Here is a 25,487-nt window from a genome sequence, read left to right on the forward strand (position 1 = left end):
TGACTTGATGCTATCCCTGTGGGAGCGGGCGTGCCCGCGAAGAGGCCGGCACAGATTTCACCTTCAACCCACCAGCAAACGCTTGCTCAGCCCGCATAGCACGCTAACATCAAACCTCTGGAAGATTGATACAGCGCACTCAAGTTGCGGGGTCAGGCAACCGATACACTACTGATGGTCGGCCGATAGTGTATCGTCATCGTTGATGGCAAAATGATGCCATGCGCATGGATTAAGGAAACCCCATTGAAGCTGGAATTGCGGAACAGCTTGTCGGTCAAGTTGCTCAGGGTCGTGCTGCTGTCGGCGCTAGCGGTCGGTGTCGTGCTCAGCTGTGCGCAAATCGTCTACGACACCTACAAGACCCGCCAGGCCGTCAACAACGATGCCCAACGCATCCTCGACATGTTCCGCGACCCCTCGACCCAAGCGGTATATAGCCTGGACCGCGAAATGGGCATGCAGGTGATGGAAGGCCTGTTCCAGGACGAATCGGTACGCATGGCCTCCATCGGCCACCCCAACGAAACCATGCTCGCAGAAAAGTCCCGCCCGCTGCAGGACATGTCCATGCGCTGGCTGACTGACCTGATCCTCGGCCAGGAACGCACCTACACCACGCAACTGGTTGGCCGCGGCCCCTACAGCGAATACTACGGCGACCTGAGCATCACGCTGGACACCTCGTCCTACGGCGAAGATTTCCTGATCAACGCCGTGATCATCTTCATTTCCGGCGTGCTGCGGGCCCTGGCCATGGGCCTGGTGCTGTACCTGGTCTACCACTGGCTGCTGACCAAACCGTTATCCAAGATCATCGAGCACCTCACCCAGATCAACCCCGACCGCCCCAGCCAGCACCAGCTACCGCTGCTCAAGGGCCATGAGAAGAACGAGCTGGGCCTGTGGGTAAATACTGCCAACCAGCTGCTGGCCTCGATCGAGCGCAACACCCATCTGCGCCACGAGGCGGAGAACAGCCTGCAACGCATGGCCCAGTACGACTTCCTCACCGGCCTGCCCAACCGCCAGCAGTTGCAGCAGCAACTGGACAAGATCCTCGTCGACGGTGGCCGCCTGCAACACCGTGTGGCGGTGCTATGCGTCGGCCTGGACGACTTCAAGGGCATCAACGAGCAGTTCAGCTATCAGGTCGGCGACCAGCTGCTGCTGGCCCTGGCCGACCGCCTGCGCGCCCACAGCGGGCGCCTGGGCGCCTTGGCACGCCTGGGCGGTGACCAGTTCGCCCTGGTGCAGGCCAATATCGAGCAGCCTTACGAGGCGGCGGAACTGGCGCAGAGTATCCTCGACGACCTGGAAGTGCCGTTCGACCTCGACCAGCACCAGCAGATCCGCCTGCGTGCCACCATCGGCATCACCCTGTTCCCGGAAGACGGCGACAGCACCGAGAAGCTGCTGCAGAAAGCCGAACAGACCATGACCCTGGCCAAGGCCCGTTCGCGCAACCGCTACCAGTTCTACATCGCCAGCGTCGACAGCGAGATGCGCCGCCGTCGCGAGCTGGAAAAGGACCTGCGCGAAGCCCTGCCGCGCAACCAGCTGTACTTGGTGTACCAGCCGCAGATCAGCTACCGCGACCACCGCGTGGTCGGCGTCGAAGCACTGCTGCGCTGGCAGCACCCGGAGCTGGGCATGGTGCCGCCAGACCAGTTCATCCCCCTGGCCGAACAGAACGGCAGCATCATCAGCATCGGCGAATGGGTGCTCGACCAGGCCTGCCGGCAACTGCGCGAATGGCACGACATGGGCTTCAGTGACCTGCGCATGGCGGTCAACCTGTCCACCGTGCAGCTGCACCACAACGAACTGCCGCGGGTGGTCAACAACCTGCTGCAGGCCTACCGCCTGCCACCACGCAGCCTGGAGCTGGAAGTCACCGAGACCGGCCTGATGGAAGACATCAGCACCGCCGCCCAGCACCTGCTGAGCCTGCGCCGCTCCGGAGCACTGATTGCCATCGACGACTTCGGCACCGGCTACTCGTCGCTCAGCTACCTGAAATCGCTGCCACTGGACAAGATCAAGATCGACAAGAGCTTCGTCCAGGACCTGCTGGACGACGATGACGACGCCACCATCGTTCGCGCCATCATCCAGTTGGGCAAGAGCCTGGGAATGCAGGTGATCGCCGAAGGCGTGGAAACCGCCGAACAGGAAACCTACATCGTCGCTCAGGGTTGCCACGAGGGCCAGGGCTACCACTACAGCAAGCCGCTGTCGGCCCGTGAGTTGACCAATTTCCTCAAACAGGCGCAGCGAAATCAGGTTTCGATGCTCTGAGCCGCCTGACCGGTTACAGGCCATGACTGGCATTTACACGAATTGCATGCCCGCCCCCTTTACAGCAAATGCAAATCTTTCGCATGATGTTGCCGTTTCGCGTGCCACGGCGCACGGTCCACCCCTTGGTCCAACCACACGACGCAGGAAAACCAATAATGATTCGAATGCCTCTGGCCTCCGCCAGTCTGCTGGCCATTGCCATCGCTCTCGCCGGTTGCGGTGAAGGCAAGGACGACAAGGCCGCCGCGCCGCAAGCCCAGGCACCTGCTGCCGCCAGCACCACCGCTGCGGCGCCCGGGGCTGTCGACGAAGCCGCCGGCAAAGCCGTGGTCAAACATTACGCCGAGCTGGTGTACGCCGTGTACAGCGATTCGCTGAGCACCGCCAAAACCCTGCAGACCGCAGTCGACGCGTTCCTGGCCAAGCCGAACGACGAAACCCTGAAGGCAGCCAGGGAAGCCTGGGTCGCCTCGCGCGTACCGTACCTGCAGAGCGAAGTCTTCCGCTTCGGCAACACCATCATCGACGACTGGGAAGGCCAGGTGAACGCCTGGCCGCTGGACGAAGGCCTGATCGACTACGTCGACAAGAGCTATGAGCACGCCCTGGGCAACCCGGCGGCCAACGCCAACATCATCGCCAACACCGAGATCCAGGTGGGCGAAGAGAAGGTCGACGTCAAGGACATCACACCCGAGAAGCTGGCCAGCCTGAACGAGCTGGGCGGTTCCGAAGCCAACGTCGCCACCGGCTATCACGCCATCGAGTTCCTGCTCTGGGGCCAGGACCTGAACGGCACCGGCCCGGGCGCGGGCAACCGTCCGGCGTCGGACTACCTGGAAGGCAAGGGCGCCACCGGTGGCCACAACGACCGCCGCCGTGCCTACCTGAAAGCGGTCACCGACCTGCTGGTCAAGGACCTCGAAGAAATGGTTGGCAACTGGGCGCCGAACGTCGCCGACAACTACCGCGCCAAGCTGGAGGCCGAATCGGTCAACGACGGCCTGCGCAAGATGCTGTTCGGCATGGGCAGCCTGTCGCTGGGCGAACTGGCTGGCGAGCGCATGAAGGTTTCGCTCGAAGCCAACTCGCCGGAAGACGAGCACGATTGCTTCAGCGACAACACCCACTACTCGCACTTCTACGACGCCAAGGGCATCCGCAACGTCTACCTGGGCGAGTACACCCGCCCAGATGGCAGCAAGGTGACCGGCCCGAGCCTGTCGTCGCTGGTGGCCAAGGTAGACCCGGCCGCCGACGCCACCCTCAAGGCCGACCTGGAAGCCACCGAAGCCAAGATCCAGGTGATCGTCGACCACGCCCTCAAGGGCGAGCACTACGACCAGCTGATCGCGGCCGACAACGCAGCCGGCAACCAGATCGTGCGTGACGCCATCGCTTCCCTGGTCAAGCAGACCGGTGCGATCGAGCAGGCCGCCGGCAAGCTGGGCATTGCCAACCTGAACCCCGATACCGCGGATCACGAGTTCTGATCCTGCTGTAGCGGTGCAGGAAGAGGCGGCCTTCGGGTCGCCTTTTTTCTGTGCCGGCCTCTTCGCGGGTGAACCCGCTCCCACAGGGACTGCATGATGCTGTAGGAGCAGCCTTGTGCTGCGAAGAGGGCAGTATGACAAAAGGTTTTCTATGGCGGTAATGGCCTCTTCGCAGCACAAGGCTGCTCCTACAGGTCTGTGCGGGTCGAGGTGGGAGCGGGTTCACCCGCGAAGAGGTCGTCACAGGCAACAGATGAACATGGCCAACTGACACCGATTTCATCCAGCAATTGCAAATTGCTCTTATTCAAACTCCCTCACCCTGCTAAGCTTGCACGCCGGTTTTTCGCTCACGCCCAGGATTCTCGATGTCCTTGTCGCTGTCCCGACTCTCCCCCTTGCTGCTGGCCTTTGCCCTCGCCGCCTGTGACGACGCCCCGCGTTTCACCCAGGCCGAGCCTGGCGAAGCGTTGTCGGGCGGCAAAGCCACCGTGCAGCGCACTGACCGCAATGCCTATTCCCTGCCTTCGGCCAACCTCTCGCCCGAGCGGCGCCTGGACTTCGCCGTAGGCAACAGCTTCTTCCGCAACCCCTGGGTGATCGCCCCGTCCACCACCACCGCCCGTGACGGCCTGGGCCCGCTGTTCAACACCAATGCCTGCCAGAACTGCCACGTGCGCGACGGCCGCGGCCACCCGCCAGAGCCGGGCGACAGCAACGCCGTATCGATGCTGGTACGCCTGTCGATCCCCGACCAACCCTACCTGGCCAAGGTGGTCGAACGACTCGGCGTGGTGCCAGAGCCGGTCTATGGCACCCAGCTGCAGGACATGGCCATCCCCGGCGTGACGCCGGAAGGCAAGGTGCGGGTGAGCTACACCCGTGAAACGGTGTCGTTCGAGGATGGCCACCAGGTCGAGCTGCGCAAGCCGGCCCTGCAGATCACCCAGCTCGGCTATGGCGTGATGCACCCCGACACGCGCTTTTCGGCACGGGTGGCGCCGCCGATGATCGGCCTGGGCCTGCTCGAAGCCATCCCCGAAGCCGACTTGCTGGCCAATGAAGACCCCGACGACCGCAACCGCGACGGCATCCGTGGCCGGGCCAACCGGGTGTGGGACGACGCCCAGGGCAAGACCGTGGTCGGCCGCTTCGGCTGGAAGGCCGGGCAGCCCAACGTCAACCAGCAGAACGTGCACGCCTTTGCCGGCGACATGGGCCTGACCACCACCCTGCAGCCCAACGATGACTGCACCCCTGCTCAGGCCGACTGCCTGGCCGCGCCCAACGGTGACGGTGCCGATGGCGAGAAGGAGGTCAGCGACAACATCCTGCGCCTGGTCACCTTCTACACCCGCAACCTGGCCGTGCCGGCCCGCCGCGACGTGGGTTCGCCGCAAGTGCTGGCGGGCAAGAACCTGTTCTACCAGGCCGGCTGCCAGGGCTGCCACACACCGCAGTTCACCACCGCCGCCAATGCCGCCGAGCCGGAGCTGGCCAACCAGTTGATCCGCCCCTACAGCGACTTGCTGTTGCATGACATGGGCCCGGGCCTGGCCGACGAGCGCACCGAATTCGCCGCCAACGGCCAGGACTGGCGCACCCCGCCATTGTGGGGCATTGGCCTGAGCGAGACGGTCAGTGGCCACAGCCAGTTCCTGCACGACGGCCGCGCCCGCAATTTGCTCGAAGCCGTGCTCTGGCACGGCGGCGAGGCCGAGGCAGCGCGCAATTTCGTACTCACTTTCAATGCCGAGCAGCGTGCCGCGCTGCTGGCTTTCCTGAACTCACTTTAAAAAGCGCAAAGGAGCCGGGCATGTTCCGACCCAAACTGTTGTTCACCAGCCTCGCCGCACTCGCCCTCGGCGCCTGCTCGCCGCAGGACCCGCAAGCCGTGACCTCCGCTGCCATCGCCAAGCAGGTGATCCTGCCCACCTACAGCCGCTGGGTCGAAGCCGACCGCACGCTGGCCGCCAGCGCCCTGGCCTACTGCGAAGGCAAGGAAACCCTGGACAAGGCCCGTGCCGACTTCCTCAACGCGCAAAAGGCCTGGGCCGAACTGCAACCGCTGCTGGTCGGCCCGCTGGCCGAAGGCAACCGCGCCTGGCAGGTACAGTTCTGGCCCGACAAGAAAAACCTGGTCGGTCGCCAGGTCGAGCAGTTGGTCAACGCCGACAAGCCGGTCGATGCCGCCACCCTGGGCAAGGCCAGCGTGGTGGTACGTGGCCTGTCGGCCTATGAGTACATCCTGTTCGACAGCAAGCCGGACATCGCCACTGCCGAGCAGAAAGCCCGCTACTGCCCGTTGCTGGTGGCCATCGGTGAACACCAGAAGGCCCTGGCCGAAGAGATCCTCAAGGGCTGGAACAGCACCGACGGCATGCTCTCGCAGATGACCAAGTTCCCCAACCAGCGCTACGCCGATTCCCACGAGGCCATTGCCGACCTGCTGCGCGCCCAGGTCACCGCCCTGGACAGCCTGAAGAAAAAGCTCGGTGCACCGATGGGCCGCCAGAGCAAGGGTATCCCGCAGCCACTGCAGGCCGAAGCCTGGCGCAGCCACAGCTCGCTGAAGAGCCTGGAGGCCAGCCTCAAGGCCGCCGAAGCGGTCTGGCTCGGGGTCGACAACCAAGGCCTGCGCGGCTTGCTGGCCAGCGATCAGAAAGCCCTGGCGGACAAGATCGACGCCGCCTACGCTGCCTCGCTGAAGCTGCTGGCCGACAACCAGAAAACCCTGGGCGAGCTGCTGGCCGACGACGCCGGCCAGCAAACCCTGAACCAGATCTACGACAGCCTCAACGTCGTCCACCGCCTGCACGAAGGCGAGCTGGCCAAGGCGTTGAACATCCAGCTGGGCTTCAATGCCAACGACGGTGACTGATCATGCTGCGACGCCAGGCCCTCAAACTCGGTAGCGTATTGCTCAGCGCCCTCACCCTGGGCGGCTGGAGCCTGTTCCGCAACAAAGGCAGCGAGCCCCTGCTGCTGTCGGCGCGTGACGACGGCGACGGCAAGCACTATGCGGTCGGGTTCCGCCTGGACGGCACCCAGGTGTTCAGCACCCAGGTCGCCCAGCGTTGCCATGCCATCATCCACCACCCGCAACTGCCGATCGCCCTGTTCGTCGCCCGCCGCCCTGGCACCGAAAGCTACCTGGTCGACCTGCGCGACGGGCGCCTGCTGCAGACCGTCACCTCGCAGCCGAACCGGCATTTCTACGGCCACGCGGTCATTCACAAAAGTGGTGAATGGCTGTACGCCACCGAGAACGACACCACCGACCCTGGGCGTGGCGTGCTCGGTGTGTACCGTTTCGAAGGCGAGCGCCTGGTCCACACCGGCGAGATTCCGACCCACGGCATCGGCCCGCACGAGGTAGCCTGGCTGCCTGACGGCGAGACGCTGGTGGTGGCCAACGGCGGTATCCGTACCGAAGCCGAAAGCCGGGTGGAGATGAACCTCGACGCCATGGAGCCGAGCCTGGTGCTGATGCAGCGCGACGGTACCCTGCTGAGCAAGGAAACCCTGGCCCAGCAGATGAACAGCGTGCGCCACCTGGCGGTGGGCAGCGATGGCACCATCGCCGCCTGCCAGCAGTTCATGGGCGATGCCGATGAAACTGCCGAACTACTGGCGATCAAGCGCCCGGGCGAGCCGTTCAAGGCCTTCCCGGTACCGGAGCGACAATTGCAGGCCATGGCCCAGTACACCGCCAGCGTGGCTATCCACAGCGAGCTGCGCCTGGTGGCGCTGACCGCGCCACGGGCCAACCGCCTGTTCGTCTGGGACCTGGACAGCGGCGCGGTACGGCTGGATGCGCCAATGCCCGATTGCGCGGGGGTGGGTGCGGTGCAGGACGGCTTTGTCGTCACCTCCGGGCAGGGCCGTTGCCGGTTCTATGATTGCCGCAAGGCCGAACTGGTCGGGCAACCGATGAACCTGCCGTCCGGTTTCTGGGACAACCACCTGCATCTCGTCTGATTTTCGGGTTGGCTGTACTGGCCTCTTCGCGGCTAAAGCCGCTCCCACAGGAATAGCGCAACCCGTTGACTGCGCGGTCCCTGTGGGAGCGGCTTTAGCCGCGAAGGGGCCGACACAGGCATTCCACTCCCCTTCCCCCCAAAAACAGTCAATACTTCCCCCATCCACACGTGGGCAGGATCGCCCGTTGTCGTGTCCAAGCGAATAACAACCATATCCAAGGAACCGGACCTATGCTGCGCCGCCGCATGCTCATCATGTTGGCCGTGGTTCTGCTGATCGTGCTGGCCCTGGGGGGCTACAAGGCCTTTTCGATCTACCAGCAGATCCAGATGTTCACTGCCCCCAAGCCGCCCATCACCGTGGCGGCCGCCTTGGCCGAACAGCGCTCGTGGCAAGAGCGCCTGCCCGCCGTCGGTAGCCTCAAGGCGCTACAGGGCGTGGAGCTGAGCCTGGAGGTGGAAGGCATCGTCAAGGCCCTGCATTTCGACTCGGGCCAGCAGGTCAAGGCAGGGCAGCTGCTGCTGCAACTCAACGACGACCAGGAAACCGCCCTGCTTGGCACCGCCCAGGCCGACCTGGGCCTGGCCAAGGTCGATTTCGGCCGCGGCAGCCAGTTGGTCGGCGACTCGGCCATCTCCCGCGGCGAGTTCGACCGCCTCACCGCCCAGTACCGGCGCAACCAGGCGGTGGTCGACCAGCTCAAGGCATCGAAGACCAAGAAAAGCATCAGCGCCCCGTTCAGCGGCACCATCGGCATTCGCCAGGTGGACGTCGGCGACTACCTGGCCACCGGCACGGTGATCGCCACCCTGCAGGACACCTCCAGCCTCTACGTCGACTTCAACGTACCGGAACAGGCCCTGCCGCACCTGAGCCTGGGCCAACAGGTACTGGTGCAGGTGGCCGCCTACCCGGGCCAGACTTTCCCCGCCCGCCTCAGCGCCATCAACCCCAAGGTCGAGGAAACCACGCGCAACCTGCTGGTGCGCGCGACCATGGCCAACCCGGACGGCAAGCTGTTGCCGGGCATGTTCGCCAGCCTGCTGATCCTGCTACCCAACCCGCAGCCACAAGTGGTTGTGCCAGAAAGCGCCATCACCTACACGCTGTATGGCAACTCGGTGTACGTCGCAACGCCAAAAAAGGACAAGGACGGCAAGCCGCAAAACGATGACAAGGGCCAGCCGCAGCTCACCGCCGAACAGCGCGCGGTGCAAACCGGCGAGCGCCGTGACGGTATGGTGGTGGTCCGCAAGGGCCTGCAGGCCGGGGAGCAGGTGGTCACCGCCGGCCAACTGAAGCTCACCCCCGGTGCCGCGATCCGCATCGGCCAGGACAAAGCCCTCAAGCCCGCACAGGGCGCGCCGGGCAAGGACTGACAGGAGGCTGGCATGGCGTTCACCGACCCGTTCATCCGCCGCCCGGTGCTGGCCAGTGTGGTCAGCCTGCTGATTCTGCTGCTGGGCTTCCAGGCCTGGAGCAAGCTGCAGATCCGCCAGTACCCGCAAATGGAAAACGCCCTGATCACGGTAACCACCGCCTACCCCGGCGCCAACGCCGAGACCATCCAGGGCTATATCACCCAGCCGCTGCAGCAAAGCCTGGCCAGCGCCGAAGGCATCGACTACATGACCTCGGTGAGCCGGCAGAACTTCTCGATCATTTCCATCTACGCACGCATCGGCGCCGACAGCGACCGGTTGTTCACCGAACTGCTGGCCAAGGCCAACGAAGTGCGCAACAAGCTGCCCCAGGACTCGGAAGACCCGGTCCTGAGCAAGGAAGCCGCCGATGCCTCGGCGCTGATGTACATCAGTTTCTACAGCAAGGAGATGAGCAACCCGCAAATCACCGACTACCTGTCGCGAGTGATCCAGCCCAAGCTGGCTACCCTGCCGGGCATGGCCGAAGCGGAAATCCTCGGCAACCAGGTGTTCGCCATGCGTATCTGGATCGACCCGGTGAAACTGGCAGGCTATGGCCTGTCGGCCACCGATGTGACCAATGCCGTGCGCCGCTACAACTTCCTTTCCGCAGCCGGCGAGGTGAAGGGCGAATACGTGGTCACCAGCATCAATGCCAGCACCGAGCTGAAGTCGGCAGAGGCGTTCGCCGCCCTGCCGGTCAAGACCAGTGGCGACAGCCGCGTGCTGCTGGGTGATGTGGCAAGGGTCGAGATGGGGGCGGAAAACTACGACACGGTCAGCTCGTTCGACGGTACCCCATCGGTGTACATCGGCATCAAGGCCACACCGGCCGCCAACCCGCTGGACGTCATCAAGGAAGTGCGGCGCATCATGCCCGAGCTGGAAAGCCAGCTGCCCTCGGCGCTGAAGGTATCGATCGCCTACGACGCCACGCTGTTCATCCAGGCCTCCATCGACGAAGTGATCAAGACCCTCGGCGAAGCGATATTGATCGTCATCGTGGTGGTGTTCCTGTTCCTCGGTGCCTTGCGTTCGGTGCTGATCCCGGTGGTGACCATTCCGCTGTCAATGATCGGTGTACTGTTCTTCATGCAGATGATGGGTTACTCGCTCAACCTGCTGACCCTGCTGGCCATGGTGCTGGCCATCGGGCTGGTGGTGGACGACGCGATTGTCGTGGTGGAGAACATCCACCGGCACATGGAAGAAGGCAAGTCGCCGTTCGACGCCGCCCTCGAGGGCGCCCGCGAAATCGCCATGCCAGTGGTGTCGATGACCATCACCCTGGCGGCGGTGTATGCACCGATCGGCTTCCTTACCGGGCTTACCGGCGCACTGTTCAAGGAGTTTGCCCTGACCCTGGCCGGTGCGGTGATCATCTCCGGCATCGTTGCCCTCACCCTGTCACCGATGATGTGCGCGCTGCTGCTGCGCCCGGAGCAGAACCCCAGTGGCCTGGCCCACCGCCTGGACATGCTGTTCGAACGCCTGAAGGTGCGCTACCAGCGACTGCTGCACACCACCCTCGACAGCCGCCCCGTCGTGCTGGTGTTTGCCGTGATCATCCTGTGCCTGATTCCGGTGCTGCTGAAGTTCACCCAGAACGAACTGGCGCCCAACGAAGACCAGGGCGTGATCTTCATGATGAGCAGCTCGCCGCAGCCGGCCAACCTTGATTACCTCAACGCCTATACCGACGAATTCACCCCGCTGTTCAAGGCTTTCCCCGAGTACTACTCATCGTTCCAGATCAACGGTTTCAATGGCGTGCAGACCGGCATCGGCGGCTTCCTGCTCAAGCCCTGGAACGAGCGCGAGCGCACGCAGATGGAGCTGCTGCCACTGGTGCAGAGCAAGCTCGAGGAAATCAGTGGCCTGCAGATCTTCGGCTTCAACCTGCCGTCGCTGCCCGGCACCGGCGAGGGCCTGCCATTCCAGTTCGTGATCAACAGCGCTGGCGACTACCCGGCACTGCTGGATGTGGCCCAGCGAATCAAGGCCCGCGCCCAGGAATCCGGCAAGTTCGCCTTCCTCGACATCGACCTGGCCTTCGACAAGCCCGAGGTGGTGGTGGATATCGACCGGGCCAAAGCGGCGCAGATGGGGGTGTCGATGGACACCTTGGGCAGCACCCTGGCGACCTTGCTGGGCGAGGCGGAAATCAACCGCTTCACCCTCGAAGGCCGCAGCTACAAGGTGATTGCCCAGGTCGAGCGGCCGTACCGCGACAACCCCGGCTGGCTGAACAACTACTACGTGAAGAACGACCAGGGCCAGTTGCTACCGCTATCCACCCTGATCACCCTCAGCGACCGCGCGCGCCCGCGCCAGCTCAACCAGTTCCAGCAGCTGAATTCGGCGATCATCCAGGGGGTGCCCATGGTCAGCCTCGGCGAGGCGCTGCAGACCGTGCAGGCTATCGCCCGCGAAGAGGCGCCGGAAGGCTTCGCCTTCGACTATGCCGGCGTGGCGCGCCAGTACGTGCAGGAAGGCAGCGCACTGTGGGTCACCTTCGGCCTGGCGTTGGCGATCATTTTCCTGGTGCTGGCGGCCCAGTTCGAAAGCTTCCGCGACCCGCTGGTGATTCTGGTGACGGTGCCGTTGTCGATCTGCGGCGCGTTGCTGCCGCTGTTTCTCGGCATATCGAGCATGAACATCTACACCCAGGTAGGGCTGGTGACGCTGATCGGGCTGATCAGCAAGCACGGGATCCTCATTGTCGAGTTCGCCAACCAGCTGCGTGAGGAACGCGGCCTGAGCGTGCGCGAGGCGATCGAGGAAGCTGCGGCGATTCGCCTGCGGCCAGTGCTGATGACCACGGCAGCGATGGTGTTCGGCATGGTGCCGCTGATCCTGGCGACCGGAGCGGGGGCGGTCAGCCGCTTTGACATCGGTACGGTGATTGCCACGGGGATGTCGATTGGTACGCTGTTTACCCTGTTTGTGTTGCCTTGTATCTACACCCTGCTGGCGCACAAGGCGCAGGTCAAAGAACCCGCTGTAGCCTGAACCGGCCTCTTCGCGGGTGAACCCGCTCCCACAGGTACAGCGTCAGGTTCGGATATTGTGCAGTTCCTGTGGGAGCGGGTTCACCCGCGAAGGGGCCGGCAAGGCAGATGCAAAAATGCCAGAGGCCCCGAAATCGCGAGGCCTCTGGCATTTCTGACTGCACCGGGTTCAACCGAACGGCCGCAACCCCTGACGCAAGCCGAAAAGGAACAGCAACAGGTCCTGATCCGGCGCGGCCTTGGCCTGTTGCTGCGGCTTCACATCCCGCGGCAACGCGCACTGGTCGGCCAGCTCGGCCTTGCTGAACACTGTCGGCCTCGGCTCTTCCCAAGCAGCCACCGCCACGGTGGTCACCGCCAGGCCAGCTACCAGGAACAAAGCTCGAGCTATTTCTAGTTTCATTGCTCTAACCCTTTGACAGCGCTGCCAAACGCCATCTGGTAAAAGTAGAGCAGTGTTTGCCATTCCGCGTCATTCAGCGACGAATGGCGGCGCAGTTGGCGCAGGTCATTGCCCGCCGCGCGCTGGCAACTGATGCGCCGCCGGCATTTTTCCAGGTCCAGCAGGGCGACCTCGACGCGGGCCTGCTCGCCCTCGCCAATCACCTTGATGAATACATGCTTGCCATACAGGCAGCCGTGCTGCCAATGCCCCAGATGCATGCGCGCCAGGTTGTCCGCCAGGTCCTTGAGCATGCGCTCATGCACCACCTGCGGATAACGCTCGCGGGCACCTTCGGCATGCCAGGTGTCGAGTTCGACGAAACCGTCGAGTGCTTCGCTCACCAGCAGCGCACGCCACTGGTGGTCGGCACCACGCTCGGCGCCACAGAAGACGATGCGCGGTACACGCACGCCCAGTTGCTCGAAGCTGTTCAACGCATCGAGCTCACGCAATACGGTCGGCCGGCCGAAAGGGTGCAGCACGCTGCGGTAGATATGCCCGACCTGGCGCTTGGCATACAGCAGCTTGCCATTGCCATCGTCGAGGCGTTGCACACCACTCTCGCCACCACGGCGCTGGTTAGGCTCCTCGACCCACTCGCCCTGCTGGCGCCAGTAAAAATCGAACCGCGACTCCCCTTTCTGGGCTACAGCCATCAAACACTACCCCTTACGCAATACATAGACCCGCCACATGGCATAGAACGGCAGAAAGTCGAGGCGTTCCTGGATTCTGAAGCCGGCGGCTCGGAATTCTTCTTCGACCGTGTCGGCCGGTAACACAAAGCGGTTCTGGTAATTGTCCTGGTCGCCTTTCCTGGCGCTGCGACGCTGTTCCAGCTTTTTTCGGCGCCAGGCCTTGAAGTTACCATCCACCCACAATGACAGGATCACACTATCACGGCTAACCCGTTGAAATTCCGACAGAATGGTCTTTCTGTGCGCTGCTTCGCCGATGTGGTGGAACAAGCGCATGCAGAAGATGCTGTCCACCGAGTTGTCCGGCAAGTCGATGGCAAATGCCGATGTCTGCAAAGGCCGTACCCGTGCCACCACCTCTGGCGCTTGCGCGGCACAGGCTGTCTCGATCATCGCTTCGGAGTTGTCGGCGCCAATGATCACCCGGTTGGGCTTTTCTGCCAGCAATGGCCAGAAGCGGCCGGCGCCGCATGGCAGGTCGAGGACCAGGCCAGGCTCACCAGCCAATGCCAAGGCGCGGCGCGCCAACTGCTCATCACGCTTGTGGGAAAGGCGTCGCGCCAGGCCATCCTGGTGCTTGAGAAAGTACTCACGCGCATGTTCTTTGTCGTACTTCTCGGAAAATTCAAGCTTGATGGGGCTACGCATTGGGCATCTCCTGACTCCATTCCGCCCACATTAGGTAAGCAAGCGTAGGAATCAGGTCATGCTGATGTGAAAAATATGTTGAGCGCCGAATGACCTGTTACAACAGATTACTCGACCAAAGCCTCTGGGTCGCCCTTGGCTGCGGTATTGCTCAGGTCCACCCTGAAACGGCAGCCGTGCGGCAAGGTCGAGGTCAGGGTGACATGCCAGCCCTGGTCATCGCAGATCCGCTGTACCAGCGACAGGCCCAGGCCCAGGCCCTCGCCGCGCCGCTCATCGCCGCGCACGAACGGCCGGAACATCGCCTCGCGCTGCTCCTCCGGGATGCCCACGCCGCTGTCCTCCACGCTGAAGCCGTTGGCTTCCAGGCTCAGGCGGATATAGCCGCTATCGGTGTAGTGCGCGGCATTGCGCAGCAGGTTGCCCATCACCGACTGCAGGAAGGTAGCGTTGTACAGCACTGGGCTGGCACTGACGCGGCCATCGAAATACAGGGCCAGGCCCTTCTGCTCGATAGTGTCGCGCCAGACCCCGACCAGTTCATCAGCCACCTCCCGCAGGGTGGCCCGCGAAGCCACCGCGCCCTCGTCGCGCTGTGCCCGGGCCAGCATCAGGAAGGTCTTGACCAGTTCGCGCATTTCTTCCGTGGCTCTGGCCACGCGCTCCACCTGGCTGCGCGAGCGGGCATCCAGCGTCGGGTTTTCCATCAGCAGTTCGCATGAGGTAGCAAGCACCATCAAGGGCGTACGCAGTTCATGGCTGACGTCGCTGGTGAACAACCGTTCGCGGGTCAGCGCATCGCGCAGGCGGCCCAGGGTATCGTCAAAGGCGACCGCCAGCTGGCCGACTTCGTCCGCGGCATAGTCCGGCGCAAGCGGCGGGGCCAGGCCCAGCAACTGGTCACGGTGGCGTACCTGGCGCGCCAGGCGGATAACCGGCGCCATCACCCGACGCGCCACCAGCCAGCCAAGAATGACCGCCAGCACCAGGCTGAGCACGAAGCCCACCACCACCACCGCGAACAGCAGGCGTTCGCGTTCCTCGAAGTCGCTCTGGTCCTGCAGCAGTACGTAACGGCGGCCGTCGACGATCTCGACCATGGCGTGGTACGACAACTGGTCGCGGAACACCTCATGGAAGCCTCGGTCGAGGTGGCGCAGGTCTTTGGGCAGCTCGAAATCGTCACGCCCGCCGCTGAAGTAGAACAGCTGGTCGGGGCGTGGCCGGTGGCTCCAGTCACTGACGCTGTCCATGCGCAGCAGGCGCTGCAGGTCGCCCCCCAATACCGTGGAAATCAGCCGTTCTTCGACCAGGTGCACAGTGCCGACGATGCCGAAGGCGAAGGCCCCGGCCACCAGCGCGCTCATCAGGGCAAAGGCGATGATGATGCGCTGGGCAAGGCTTTGCTTAAACTCCATCACGGCCCTCGGCGAGGCGATAGCCGACGCCATGGACGGTATGCAGCAGCGGTTTTTCGAACGGCTTGTCGATTACCTGGCGCAGCTGGTGCACGTGGCTGCGCAGGCTGTCGCTGTCAGGGCAGTCATCCCCCCAAAGGGCTTCTTCCAGCACTTCGCGACGCAATACGTGCGGGCTTTTCTGCATCAGCACCGCCAGCAGCTTGAGGCCGACCGGGTTGAGCTTGAGCAGGCGGCCCTGGCGGGTGACTTCGAGCGTGTCGAGGTCATAGCTGAGGTCGGCCACCTGCAAGGTGCGGCGCCCGCCGCCCTGGGCCCGGCGCAGCACCGCTTCGATGCGGGCGGCCAGCTCCGACAGGGCGAAGGGCTTGAGCAGGTAATCGTCGGCACCGGAGCGGAAGCCCTGCAGGCGGTCGTCCAGTTGGTCGCGGGCGGTGAGCATGATCACCGGCGTGTCGCGGCGGGCGTCTTCGCGCAGGCGCTTGCACAGTGTATAGCCGTCGATGCCCGGCAGCATGATGTCGAGCACTATCAGGTCGTAGTGCTCGGTGGCAGCCAGGTGCAGGCCGGACAGGCCATCCTGGGCGCAGTCGACGGTGTAGCCCTTCATCCCCAGGTAGTCGGCCAGGTTGGCCAGGATATCGCGGTTGTCTTCAACCAAAAGAATGCGCATCGGTTTCTCCTGTGCGGCGCTTCTCGCTGTGGTGCGCGGCAGGCGCAGCTTAAGGCCTATGCCTGCAGGGTGCCAGCCCCAGGGAAAATTCAGCGCACTTGACGGTTTTTTCACTGATCCTTCACGGACACAGGATAGCGGGCGGCCGACAATGCCCGATCTTTTTCGCGCCCTGGAGCCGCCATGCAGCAACCAACCCGCCCCCGCCCGATCAATTTCTGGCTGTACCTGGGGCTACCCCTGGCGACGGCGTTGGGCCTGATCCTGCTGGAACTGACCTCGGTCGACATGGACATTGCCAACCTGTTCTTCGACCCCGCCGCCGGGCAATTCATCGGCCGCCACAGCTATTTGCTGGAGAACATCCTGCATGACCGGGTCAAGCAAGGGGTGATCCTGCTGGGAGTGATGTCGCTGGTGACCTTTGCTGCCAGCTTCTTCTGGAAGCGCCTGTTCGGCTGGCGCCGCGAGCTGGGCTGCCTGGTGCTGGCACTGGGCCTGTCCACGGCGTTTGTCACACCGCTGAAGAAAGTGACCCAAGTGCAATGCCCGTGGAGCCTGACCCAGTTTGGCGGGAAGGAAACCTACAGCAAGCTGCTGGAGCCGCGGCCAGCGACCGACAAGCCCGGGCTGTGCTGGCCGGGCGGGCATGCCGCAACCGGGTTCTGCCTGTTCGGGCTGTTCTTCATGTTGCGCGATCGCAAGCCGAGGCTGGCGCGGGTGGCGTTGGCGGTGGCCTTCGTGGCGGGGTCGGTGCTGTCGCTGGGGCGGATGATGCAGGGGGCGCACTTCCTGTCGCATAACGTGTGGACGGCGGTGTTCTGCTGGTTGATCGGGTTGGGGTCGTATTACCTGGTTCTTTATCGGCGGGGGATGGCTGAGGTATCTGCCGCTGAGCGTAGCGTCGCCTGACCCAGGGGGCCGCTTTGCGGCCCATTCGCGACACAAGGCCGCTCCTACAGATTACGCGATCCCTTGTAGGAGCGGCCTTGCGTCGCGATGGGCTGCGCAGCAGCCCCAATGGCCCCAACAGGAAAACAAAAAAGCCCCGGCTCTCGCGAACCGGGGCTTTTTGATGGCGCAGGGGGTAAGGCTGGCTTACATCATGCCGCCCATGCCACCCATGCCGCCCATGTCAGGCATGCCAGCAGCTGGCTTGTCTTCCGGCAGGTCGGCAACCATGGCTTCGGTGGTGATCATCAGACCGCCGATCGAAGCAGCAGCTTGCAGCGCCGAACGAGTGACCTTGGCTGGGTCCAGGATGCCCATCTCGATCATGTCGCCGTATTCGCCGGTAGCAGCGTTGTAACCGAAGTTACCCGAGCCTTGCTTGACCTTGTCAGCGACAACGCTTGGCTCATCGCCGGCGTTGGCAGTGATCTGGCGCAGCGGCGCTTCAACGGCGCGACGCAGCAGGGCGATACCGACGTTCTGGTCTTCGTTGTCACCTTTGAGGTTGACAATGGCAGCCAGGGAGCGAACCAGGGCCACACCACCGCCAGGCACCACGCCTTCTTCAACGGCTGCACGGGTAGCGTGCAGGGCGTCTTCAACGCGGGCTTTCTTCTCTTTCATTTCAACTTCGGTGCCGGCACCAACCTTGATCACGGCAACACCGCCAGCCAGCTTGGCCAGACGCTCTTGCAGCTTCTCACGGTCGTAGTCCGAGGAAGTTTCTTCGATCTGGGCACGGATCTGCTTGACGCGTGCTTCGATCTCGCCGTCGGCGCCAGCGCCGTCGATGATGGTGGTGTTTTCCTTGGACAGGATGACGCGCTTGGCGTTACCCAGGTGCTCCAGGGTAGCGGTTTCCAGGGACAGGCCGATTTCTTCGGAGATGACCTGGCCGCCAGTCAGGACGGCGATGTCCTGCAGCATGGCCTTGCGGCGGTCGCCGAAGCCCGGAGCCTTGACCGCAGCAACCTTGACGATGCCGCGCATGTTGTTGACTACCAGGGTAGCCAGGGCTTCGCCTTCAACGTCCTCGGCAACGATCAGCAGTGGGCGGCCGGCCTTGGCAACGGCTTCCAGAACTGGCAGCAGCTCACGGATGTTGGAGATCTTCTTGTCGACCAGCAGCAGCAGCGGGCCTTCCAGCTCGGCAACCATGGTGTCCGGCTTGTTGACGAAGTACGGCGACAGGTAGCCACGGTCGAACTGCATGCCTTCCACGACCGACAGTTCGTTTTCCAGGCCCGAGCCTTCTTCAACGGTGATCACGCCTTCTTTACCGACCTTTTCCATGGCTTCGGCGATGATTTCACCGATGGAGTTGTCGGAGTTGGCGGAGATGGTACCTACCTGGGCGATGGCCTTGGAGTCGGCGCATGGCTTGGACAGGTTCTTCAGCTCGGCGACGACGGCAGCGGTGGCCTTGTCGATGCCGCGCTTCAGGTCCATCGGGTTCATGCCGGCAGCGACGGCTTTCAGGCCTTCGTTGACGATGGCCTGAGCCAGAACGGTAGCGGTAGTGGTGCCGTCACCGGCAGCGTCGTTGGCCTTGGAAGCAACTTCCTTGACCAGCTGGGCGCCCATGTTTTCGAAAGCGTCTTTCAGCTCGATTTCCTTGGCAACGGAAACGCCGTCCTTGGTGATGGTCGGCGCGCCGAAGCTCTTGGCCAGCACCACGTTGCGGCCTTTCGGGCCCAGGGTCGCTTTTACCGCGTCAGCCAGAACGTTGACACCAACCAGCATTTTCTTACGAGCGGAGTCGCCGAATTTTACGTCTTTAGCAGCCATGATCGTTTAATCCTTGGAAATTCTTTGGAGTAACGGGAAGTCGGGGGAAATCAGCCTTCGATAACGGCGAGGATTTCGTTTTCAGCCATGACCAGCAGGTCTTCGCCATCGACTTTCACGGTGTTGCTGCCCGAGTAAGGGCCGAAAACCACTTTGTCACCCACTTTCACGGCCAGCGCGCGAACTTCGCCGTTGTCCAGGATGCGACCGGTGCCGACGGCGACGACTTCGCCGCGGTTTGGTTTTTCAGCGGCCGAACCCGGCAGGACGATACCGCCAGCGGTTTTCGATTCTTCTTCGCTGCGACGGATGACTACGCGGTCATGCAGAGGACGAAGCTTCATTGTCGATCTCTCCCAAAGTGTGGTTTTCATCGGCCGGTGTCGACACCGGCGGGTTAATGCTATCCGGCGTTGCCGGAAGGCCGCTCGCCCAAGGCGAACCGCCTGAGTAATGACTGGTGTTGCCACCAGAAACCTTGCGGTGACCACTACATGAGGCCGCCATATTCAATTACAAGGCTTGTTTCAGAAAATTTTTCATTAGCGCCTTGGCCCCGCAAAAAGCTGCGGCCGCTGCGCGCCCCTTTCGCGACACAAGGCCGCTCCCACAGGAGGTGTGCATTCCCTGTGGGAGCGGCCTTGTGTCGCGAAAGGGCCCAAAGCGGCCCCCCAGCTATTACTTGTCGCGGCGCTCGTACTCGCCCTCGATCACGTTCGGGCGATGGCCGCCATCCTGTGGGCGTGCCTGGAACGGGTCGTCCTGGAAGGCGCGCTGGCGCATGGCCTGGGCCTCGGCACGCTGGCGCATCTTGCGCGCAGCCAGGTGACGGGTGAAGGGCAGCAGGCACAGCAGGCCCAGCACGTCGCTGATGAAACCAGGCAGCAACAGCAGGCCACCACCAACGGCCAGCATCATGCCCTGGAACATGTCCTCGGCGGGCAGCTCGCCACGCTGCAGGCTTTCACGGGCGCGCAATGCGGTGGCCAGCCCGGCTACGCGCATCACCAGCACACCCAAGGCGGAGCCGGCAATGATCAGCAACAGCGCCGGGAAGAAACCGATGGCGGCACTGACCTTCACGAAGACGAACAGCTCCAGCACGGGAAACAGGAGAAACAGCAGTAGAAAAGCACGCATCAAAGCATTCCTCGTCGGAAGAGAACCTTCCTGTAAGACCAACAGATGGATGCGTGCGCTCGGCTTTTCAACCCTCGACTTCCGTCGCAACCGGCCACTGGTCGGCGCGAGCCAGCAAAACCAGGGCTTCGCGGACTTGTGTCGGCGTGTTGCAAATACTCGGGAAAGGCAGCCAGTGCAACGCTTGGCCGATACGCAGGTGCATGCCTTCGCTGTCCACCCCGACCATCTGCGCTGGCGCACGGCTTGGCAAATCGGCCAGCTGCACATAATGGGCGATGGCGTTGGCGTGGTCGTTGTTCATGTGCTCGACCATGCTTGCCTCGGTTTTGCCGGCGAACGGGTTGGCCAGGGTCACCTGGTCGAGCCAGTGGATCGCGCCGAAGCCGCCGATGTAGCGGTGGCGCACTGGCTGCAGCACCCAGAAGTCGAAGTCGTGGGCCTTGTGGTAGTTGGCTGCTTCCGGGAAATAGCGGTAGTAGCGCTCGGCGGCGGCCTCGATGGCGGCCTCCTCCACCAGCTTGTGCGCCTCGGCCATCACCGTCAGGCGCCCCACCGCCTGTACGTCCTCGGCTTCGCGCTCACCCACCAGCAGCGAGCACTTGGGGTCTTTCTGCAGGTTGTGGGTGTGCTGGGCGATGCGGCTGATGAGGATCAGCGGATTGCCCTGGGCATCCAGGCAGTACGGCACGACAGAGCCGAAGGGGTAGCCGGGCATCGACTTGGAATGAGTCGAGAGCACGCCGCGGTATTCCTTGAGCAGCAGTTCCCGGGCGGGGCGGATGGCGTTGGTACTCACTTGGGGGCGGCTCCTGATGGCGGGCTGGATGGGACAAGATAAGCATTATCAGATCCAGTGCCAATGGGGCTGCTTTGCAGCCCATCGCGACGCAAGGCCGCTCCTACAGGACTTACGCGATCCCCTGTAGGAGCGGCCTTGTGTCGCGATGGGCCGCAAAGCGGCCCCAAAAGACTCACCAGGTAACGCCGAAGCCAGCTGTATAGCGGGTCTTGTCCAGGTCACTGTCCCGCGTACCGGTGATGATGTCCTTCTCCGCCTTGAGGTTGAGCGAGGCCCACTCGGTGACCTTGTAGCGCAGGCCAACCTCGGCATCCAGCGCATAATCGGCCACGCCACCCAGTGGCTTGGCGAACTCGCCGTTGGTGAACAGCTGCACGTTCTTGCCGATCAGGTAGCGGGTGTAGTCCCACTTCACCGCCGCGGAATAGAAGTTGTCCTTGGCGCCATCCTGGTATTCGAAGTCGGTGCGGTTGATCAGCGAACCCAGCGAGAAGGCGCCCAGCTCGTTGTCCCAGAACTGGTAACCCGGGCCGGTACCCACGGTGCGCTGGCGGGCGAGGTCTTCGATGCGGTCACGCTTGTACTCCACGCGCCCCTGCCAGAACCACTTTTCGGTGAGGAAGCGGTCCAGGGCGTACTCGGCACTCCAGTTGTCGGTGGTGGTGACGTCGTCCTTGGTCTCGCGGTTGTACTCGCCTTCGGCGTTGTGCCGCCAGCGGCCATGGCGGGCGCTGGTCTTGAAGCCGACGTCGTAGTCGTCGGTGTCATTCTCGGCGCGCTTGTAATCCAGTGCCACGTCGACGTTGCCTTTCCACACGAAATCCTCGACCAGGGGCTTGGGCTTCATGATCTGCTCGATGCTGGCCAGCTCCACGGTCTTCGGCGCCTCGCCATTGGCCAGGGTCACCTTGCCGGGCTCGGCAGCCTTCAGCGACTTGGCGCGCTCACCGCTGTAGGCGTCCTGCTTGACCAGCATCTCCTGGTCGCTCTCCAGGGTCTGGACCTCTTTCCAGTCCAGGGCGATGGAACCGCCATAGGGGGTTTCCAGCAGCAGCTTGCCGCCGTCGAAGACTTTGATCTTGCCGCTGAGCCGGTCACCGTTTTTCATCCACACGGTGTCGGCGAACACCGGGGAGGCGCACAGGGAAACAGCAAGCAGGCACAACAGGGATCTAGAATACATAAGCGGGCTATGATCTGCGGACTACGGGTTCGATTTGGCGAAAAAAGCCGGGCATTATCCAGATAACCACGACCAGAGCAAGGAAAGACCGGGAGCATGCCGTTGAGTTCAACTCTCATTTGCCAGACCGCCGGTCCGGTTTCATCTGCAGCCCAGTGGGGGCCTGATGTCTGACGGATATGAGCACGCCCTGGAATCCGCCGAGGGCCGACGAACGGCGCTGTATTCGGTACTCGGCCAGGTGCCGGCCGGCAAGGTCGTCAGCTATGGCCAGCTGGCCGAGCTGGCGGGGCTTGGGCGGGCGGCACGCTGGGTCGGGCGCACCCTTGGGCAACTACCTGCAGATACTCGCCTGCCCTGGCACCGGGTGCTTGGCGCTGGTGGCCGGCTGAGCCTGGCACTGGGTACCCCCTCGGGGGATGAACAAAGGGCGCGACTGCGCGCGGAGGGTGTGAATGTAACCAACAATCGTGTGGATATGACGCGCCATGGCTGGCGCCCGATGGAGCACAGCGGTTAGAGTGCGCGCTTTGTTTTCGCAAACTTGAGGCAGATGTTGGCCCATGCCCCGTAAAACCTGGCGCGCTGCGCTTGCTGCATATGCCAGCCCGTCAACCTTGGTACTTTTGCTGCTCGGCTTCGCCGCCGGTCTGCCCTACATGCTGGTGTTCTCCACCCTTTCGGTGTGGTTGCGCGAAGCGGGCGTGGCCCGCGAGACCATTGGTTACGCCAGCCTGATCGGCCTGGCCTATGCCTTCAAGTGGGTGTGGTCGCCGCTACTCGACCAATGGCGCCTGCCGCTGCTCGGCAGCCTTGGGCGTCGGCGTTCGTGGCTGCTGCTGTCGCAGGCGCTGGTGGTGGTCGGGCTGGTAGGCATGAGCCTGTGCGACCCGCAGCAACACTTGTCATGGCTGATCGCATTGGCGGTGTTGGTGGCCTTCGCCTCCGCTACCCAGGACATCGCCGTCGATGCCTACCGCCTGGAAATCGCCGACGACCAACGCCAGGCTGCGCTCGCCGCCAGCTACATGGCCGGCTACCGCGTGGCGGCCCTGCTGGCCACGGCCGGTGCCCTGTTCTTCGCCGAATGGTTCGGCTCTACCGGCTTCAGCTACCTGCACAAGGCCTGGGCCGGCACCTACGTCATGTTTGCAGTGATGATGCTGCCCGCCGTGTTCACCACCCTGATCATGCGCGAACCGCCCGTACCCATGCGTACCCAGCTGTCGGCAGCGCGCTATGGGCTGGTGCACCAGCTGGCATCGGTGTTCGTGCTGATCATCCTGCTGGTTTCGGTACCGGCCAGCTTCACCCAGATGTTCAACACCGGCTGGTCCAGCGTCATCTCCGGTGATGCAACGCCACTGGACCTGTTGCTGGAAGACCGCGCCTTCCTGCGCCTGATCCTCTACGTACTGCTGACCTGGGCGTGCCTGTCGAGCCTGGGCCGTCGCGGCCTGGCGCCGGTGCTGACCCCGGTCAACGACTTCATCGCACGCTACCGCTGGCAGGCCCTGCTGCTGCTCGGCCTGATCGCCACCTATCGCATGTCGGATACGGTGATGGGCGTAATGGCCAACGTGTTCTACATCGACATGGGCTTCACCAAGGACCAGATCGCCAGCGTCAGCAAGATCTTCGGCCTGATCATGACCCTGGTCGGCGCCGGGATCGGTGGCCTGCTGATCGTGCGCTTCGGCATCATGCCGATCCTGTTCATCGGCGGTGCTGCCTCGGCGGGCACCAACATCCTGTTCCTGATGCTGGCCGACATGGGCCCGAACCTGCAAATGCTGGTGGTGACCATCTCGCTGGACAACTTCAGCTCCGGCATGGCCACCTCGGCCTTTGTCGCCTACCTGTCGAGCCTGACCAACTTGAAGTTCTCGGCTACCCAGTACGCGTTGCTCAGCTCGATCATGCTGCTGTTGCCAAGGCTGATCGGGGGCTATTCGGGGGTCATGGTAGAGAAGTTCGGTTACCACGACTTCTTCCTGATCACTGCCCTGCTGGGCGTGCCCACCTTGATCCTGATTGCTCTGCAGTGGCGCCAGGAGGCGGGGCCGGGTAAACCGGTGGGCGAGGAAAGTTCAGCAGCGCAAAGGCCCTGAAGAGGCTGTACCGCCTGTATCGGCCTCTTCGCGGGTAAACCCGCTCCCACAGGGACTGCACAGCTCTCGAGGGCAGTGCTGTACCTGTGGGAGCGGGTTTACCCGCGAAGAAGCCGGTTCAGGCAATGAAGATTACTGGGTAACAGCCCCGGCTCGCCCACCCACCACAAACCACAATGGCCACAGCGCCAAGGCCCCCGCCACCCCCGCCGCCAGGGCAAAGTGCAGCAAGCTGGCCCCGGCACCAATCATCGCCAGTAGCGCCCCACCCAACCCCAGCAAGGCAATGGTGATCATCCCCAACATGGCCGAGACCAGGCCCTTGCTCTGCTCGCTGGCGAACAGCGTCATGCGATACAGCACCGCGTTGGCCACGCCCAACCCCAGCGCGTACAGCGACATGCCCGCCACCACGCTGGTCACGCTCGGCCAGTACCAGGTCGCCAGCACCATCAGGCACAGCCCGGCCAGGTATGGCCACAATGCACCACGCACCAGTGCCGGCAGCGGATAGCGGTCGGCGATGCGGTTGATGATCAGGTTGCCAAGGATCAACCCGCCGAACACCGGCAACTGCCACAAGGCGTATTCCATGGTGCTCAACCCCTCGTCGTGGATCAGCAGCACCGGTGACAGGCCGATCCAGCCAATCAGCGGCAGACCGACCAGGCCCAGGGCCGCGCTACCAGCGACAAAGCGGCGGTTGGCCAGCAACTGGCCGTAGCCGGCCAGCAGCGGCAGCAGGTGGATCGGCGTGAACGCCAGGCGAGAGCCGTCACGACGCTCCACACCAAGCGTTTCCGGCATCAGCCGGTACAGCAGCAGCCAGGCCAGAACCGCGCCAATGGCAAAGGCCACGAACAGCCAGCGCCAATCCAGCCACTGCAGCAGCAAGGTGCCCACCAGCGGCCCGAGCAATGGCGAGAGCAAGGCGATATTGGCCAGCAGGGCCATCATGCGCACGGCGTCCGCCTCGCTGAAGGCTTCGTTCAGGGCCGGGTAGCTGACCGTGACCACAAAGCCCAGGCCGATGCCCTGCAGCAGGCGCAGCAGGTTGAACAGGCCGATGTCATGGACCCAGAAGGTGGCCAGGCAGGCCAGGCCGAAGAACGCGCAGCCGATCAGCAGCAGCGGACGCCGGCCATAGCGATCGGCCAGCGGACCGATCAGCCATTGCAGCACTACGCCCCCCAGCAGGTACAGGTTGAGGGCATGGGGAATGTACTCGGGGCTGGCGTTCAGGTCGCCGACCACCACCGACATGGCCGGCATGACGGCATCGCTGGCCAGGTAGGTGAGCAGCTCGAACAGGGCCAGGGTCAGGCCGAACAGCAAGGCGCGCAGCGGGGTGATGTACAGCAGTGGTTTCATGATGGCGTATCAGGTGTGGCAGGTGGGGTCAGGCTATATGCCA

General features: G+C 63.4%; 21 protein-coding genes. 10 read left to right on the forward strand and 11 right to left on the reverse strand.

Annotation, left to right across the window (positions count from 1 at the left end; all coding sequences use genetic code 11):
* Positions 1–246 precede the first annotated feature (246 nt).
* From R9B85_RS07795 to R9B85_RS07825, 7 genes are all read left to right on the forward strand, one after another.
* Positions 247–2,301 carry a putative bifunctional diguanylate cyclase/phosphodiesterase gene (locus R9B85_RS07795; protein WP_166674302.1) on the forward strand — a complete coding sequence of 685 codons (2,055 nt, stop codon included), beginning with the start codon at positions 247–249 and terminating at the stop codon, positions 2,299–2,301.
* A gap of 158 nt (positions 2,302–2,459) precedes the next feature.
* Positions 2,460–3,797 carry an imelysin family protein gene (locus tag R9B85_RS07800; RefSeq protein WP_112250358.1) on the forward strand — a complete coding sequence of 446 codons (1,338 nt, stop codon included), beginning with the start codon at positions 2,460–2,462 and terminating at the stop codon, positions 3,795–3,797.
* Between the two features lie 368 nt (positions 3,798–4,165).
* On the forward strand, positions 4,166–5,593 hold the full coding sequence (locus R9B85_RS07805) for a di-heme oxidoredictase family protein (protein WP_112250356.1): 1,428 nt from the start codon (positions 4,166–4,168) through the stop codon (positions 5,591–5,593).
* A gap of 20 nt (positions 5,594–5,613) precedes the next feature.
* Complete coding sequence (locus tag R9B85_RS07810) at positions 5,614–6,678, forward strand: imelysin family protein (protein WP_112250354.1); 1,065 nt, start codon at positions 5,614–5,616, stop codon at positions 6,676–6,678.
* Between the two features lie 2 nt (positions 6,679–6,680).
* Positions 6,681–7,778 (forward strand): DUF1513 domain-containing protein, encoded by a 1,098-nt coding sequence (locus R9B85_RS07815; RefSeq protein ID WP_207879796.1) that lies wholly within the window; start codon positions 6,681–6,683, stop codon positions 7,776–7,778.
* A 233-nt stretch (positions 7,779–8,011) separates the two neighbouring features.
* The gene (locus tag R9B85_RS07820) at positions 8,012–9,160 is read left to right on the forward strand and encodes an efflux RND transporter periplasmic adaptor subunit (protein ID WP_207879794.1); all 1,149 of its coding nucleotides are present in this window, start codon (positions 8,012–8,014) and stop codon (positions 9,158–9,160) included.
* Between the two features lie 12 nt (positions 9,161–9,172).
* Positions 9,173–12,217, forward strand: coding sequence for a multidrug efflux RND transporter permease subunit (locus R9B85_RS07825; protein WP_112250348.1), 3,045 nt, complete (start codon positions 9,173–9,175; stop codon positions 12,215–12,217).
* Between the two features lie 168 nt (positions 12,218–12,385).
* Here R9B85_RS07825 and R9B85_RS07830 read toward each other — a convergent pair whose 3' ends face one another.
* From R9B85_RS07830 to colR, 5 genes are all read right to left on the reverse strand, one after another.
* A complete protein-coding gene (locus R9B85_RS07830; protein WP_112250346.1) occupies positions 12,386–12,619 on the reverse strand; it encodes a hypothetical protein in 234 nt (77 codons plus the stop codon).
* Positions 12,616–13,317, reverse strand: a complete 702-nt coding sequence (locus tag R9B85_RS07835) for a lipopolysaccharide kinase InaA family protein (protein WP_112250344.1) — start codon at positions 13,315–13,317, stop codon at positions 12,616–12,618. Before R9B85_RS07835 ends, R9B85_RS07830 begins: the two co-directional genes overlap by 4 nt.
* 6 nt (positions 13,318–13,323) lie before the next feature.
* Complete coding sequence (locus R9B85_RS07840; protein WP_112250342.1) at positions 13,324–14,007, reverse strand: class I SAM-dependent methyltransferase; 684 nt, start codon at positions 14,005–14,007, stop codon at positions 13,324–13,326.
* 107 nt (positions 14,008–14,114) lie between these two features.
* Positions 14,115–15,425 (reverse strand): sensor histidine kinase, encoded by a 1,311-nt coding sequence (locus R9B85_RS07845; protein WP_112250340.1) that lies wholly within the window; start codon positions 15,423–15,425, stop codon positions 14,115–14,117.
* The gene (gene colR, locus R9B85_RS07850; RefSeq protein WP_003255215.1) at positions 15,415–16,098 is read right to left on the reverse strand and encodes a two-component system response regulator ColR; all 684 of its coding nucleotides are present in this window, start codon (positions 16,096–16,098) and stop codon (positions 15,415–15,417) included. Before colR ends, R9B85_RS07845 begins: the two co-directional genes overlap by 11 nt.
* A gap of 183 nt (positions 16,099–16,281) precedes the next feature.
* Between colR and R9B85_RS07855 the strand changes: the two genes are divergently transcribed.
* Positions 16,282–17,010, forward strand: a complete 729-nt coding sequence (locus tag R9B85_RS07855; protein WP_423770955.1) for a phosphatase PAP2 family protein — start codon at positions 16,282–16,284, stop codon at positions 17,008–17,010.
* A 186-nt stretch (positions 17,011–17,196) separates the two neighbouring features.
* Here R9B85_RS07855 and groL read toward each other — a convergent pair whose 3' ends face one another.
* From groL to R9B85_RS07880, 5 genes are all read right to left on the reverse strand, one after another.
* On the reverse strand, positions 17,197–18,837 hold the full coding sequence (gene groL / locus R9B85_RS07860) for a chaperonin GroEL (protein ID WP_085626533.1): 1,641 nt from the start codon (positions 18,835–18,837) through the stop codon (positions 17,197–17,199).
* Between the two features lie 50 nt (positions 18,838–18,887).
* Positions 18,888–19,181: a co-chaperone GroES gene (locus R9B85_RS07865; RefSeq protein WP_003260750.1), complete on the reverse strand. Its 294-nt coding sequence runs from the start codon at positions 19,179–19,181 to the stop codon at positions 18,888–18,890.
* A 334-nt stretch (positions 19,182–19,515) separates the two neighbouring features.
* Complete coding sequence (locus R9B85_RS07870) at positions 19,516–19,977, reverse strand: FxsA family protein (RefSeq protein ID WP_207879790.1); 462 nt, start codon at positions 19,975–19,977, stop codon at positions 19,516–19,518.
* Between the two features lie 67 nt (positions 19,978–20,044).
* Positions 20,045–20,776 (reverse strand): HugZ family protein, encoded by a 732-nt coding sequence (locus R9B85_RS07875; protein ID WP_112250334.1) that lies wholly within the window; start codon positions 20,774–20,776, stop codon positions 20,045–20,047.
* A 175-nt stretch (positions 20,777–20,951) separates the two neighbouring features.
* Entirely contained in the window at positions 20,952–21,962 is a 1,011-nt protein-coding gene (locus R9B85_RS07880) for a DUF481 domain-containing protein (protein ID WP_112250332.1), read from the reverse strand.
* A 166-nt stretch (positions 21,963–22,128) separates the two neighbouring features.
* Here R9B85_RS07880 and R9B85_RS07885 point away from each other — a divergent pair, with 166 nt between their 5' ends.
* On the forward strand, positions 22,129–22,482 hold the full coding sequence (locus R9B85_RS07885) for an MGMT family protein (protein ID WP_075046251.1): 354 nt from the start codon (positions 22,129–22,131) through the stop codon (positions 22,480–22,482).
* 43 nt (positions 22,483–22,525) lie between these two features.
* Positions 22,526–24,073 (forward strand): AmpG family muropeptide MFS transporter, encoded by a 1,548-nt coding sequence (locus R9B85_RS07890; protein ID WP_112250330.1) that lies wholly within the window; start codon positions 22,526–22,528, stop codon positions 24,071–24,073.
* A gap of 132 nt (positions 24,074–24,205) precedes the next feature.
* Here R9B85_RS07890 and R9B85_RS07895 read toward each other — a convergent pair whose 3' ends face one another.
* A complete protein-coding gene (locus tag R9B85_RS07895) occupies positions 24,206–25,444 on the reverse strand; it encodes an MFS transporter (protein WP_423770956.1) in 1,239 nt (412 codons plus the stop codon).
* Positions 25,445–25,487: the final 43 nt, after the last annotated feature.

Origin of the sequence: Pseudomonas sp. NLJ1 (genome assembly GCF_049486705.1) — a bacterium.
In the GTDB taxonomy this organism is placed as follows: domain Bacteria; phylum Pseudomonadota; class Gammaproteobacteria; order Pseudomonadales; family Pseudomonadaceae; genus Aquipseudomonas; species Aquipseudomonas inefficax.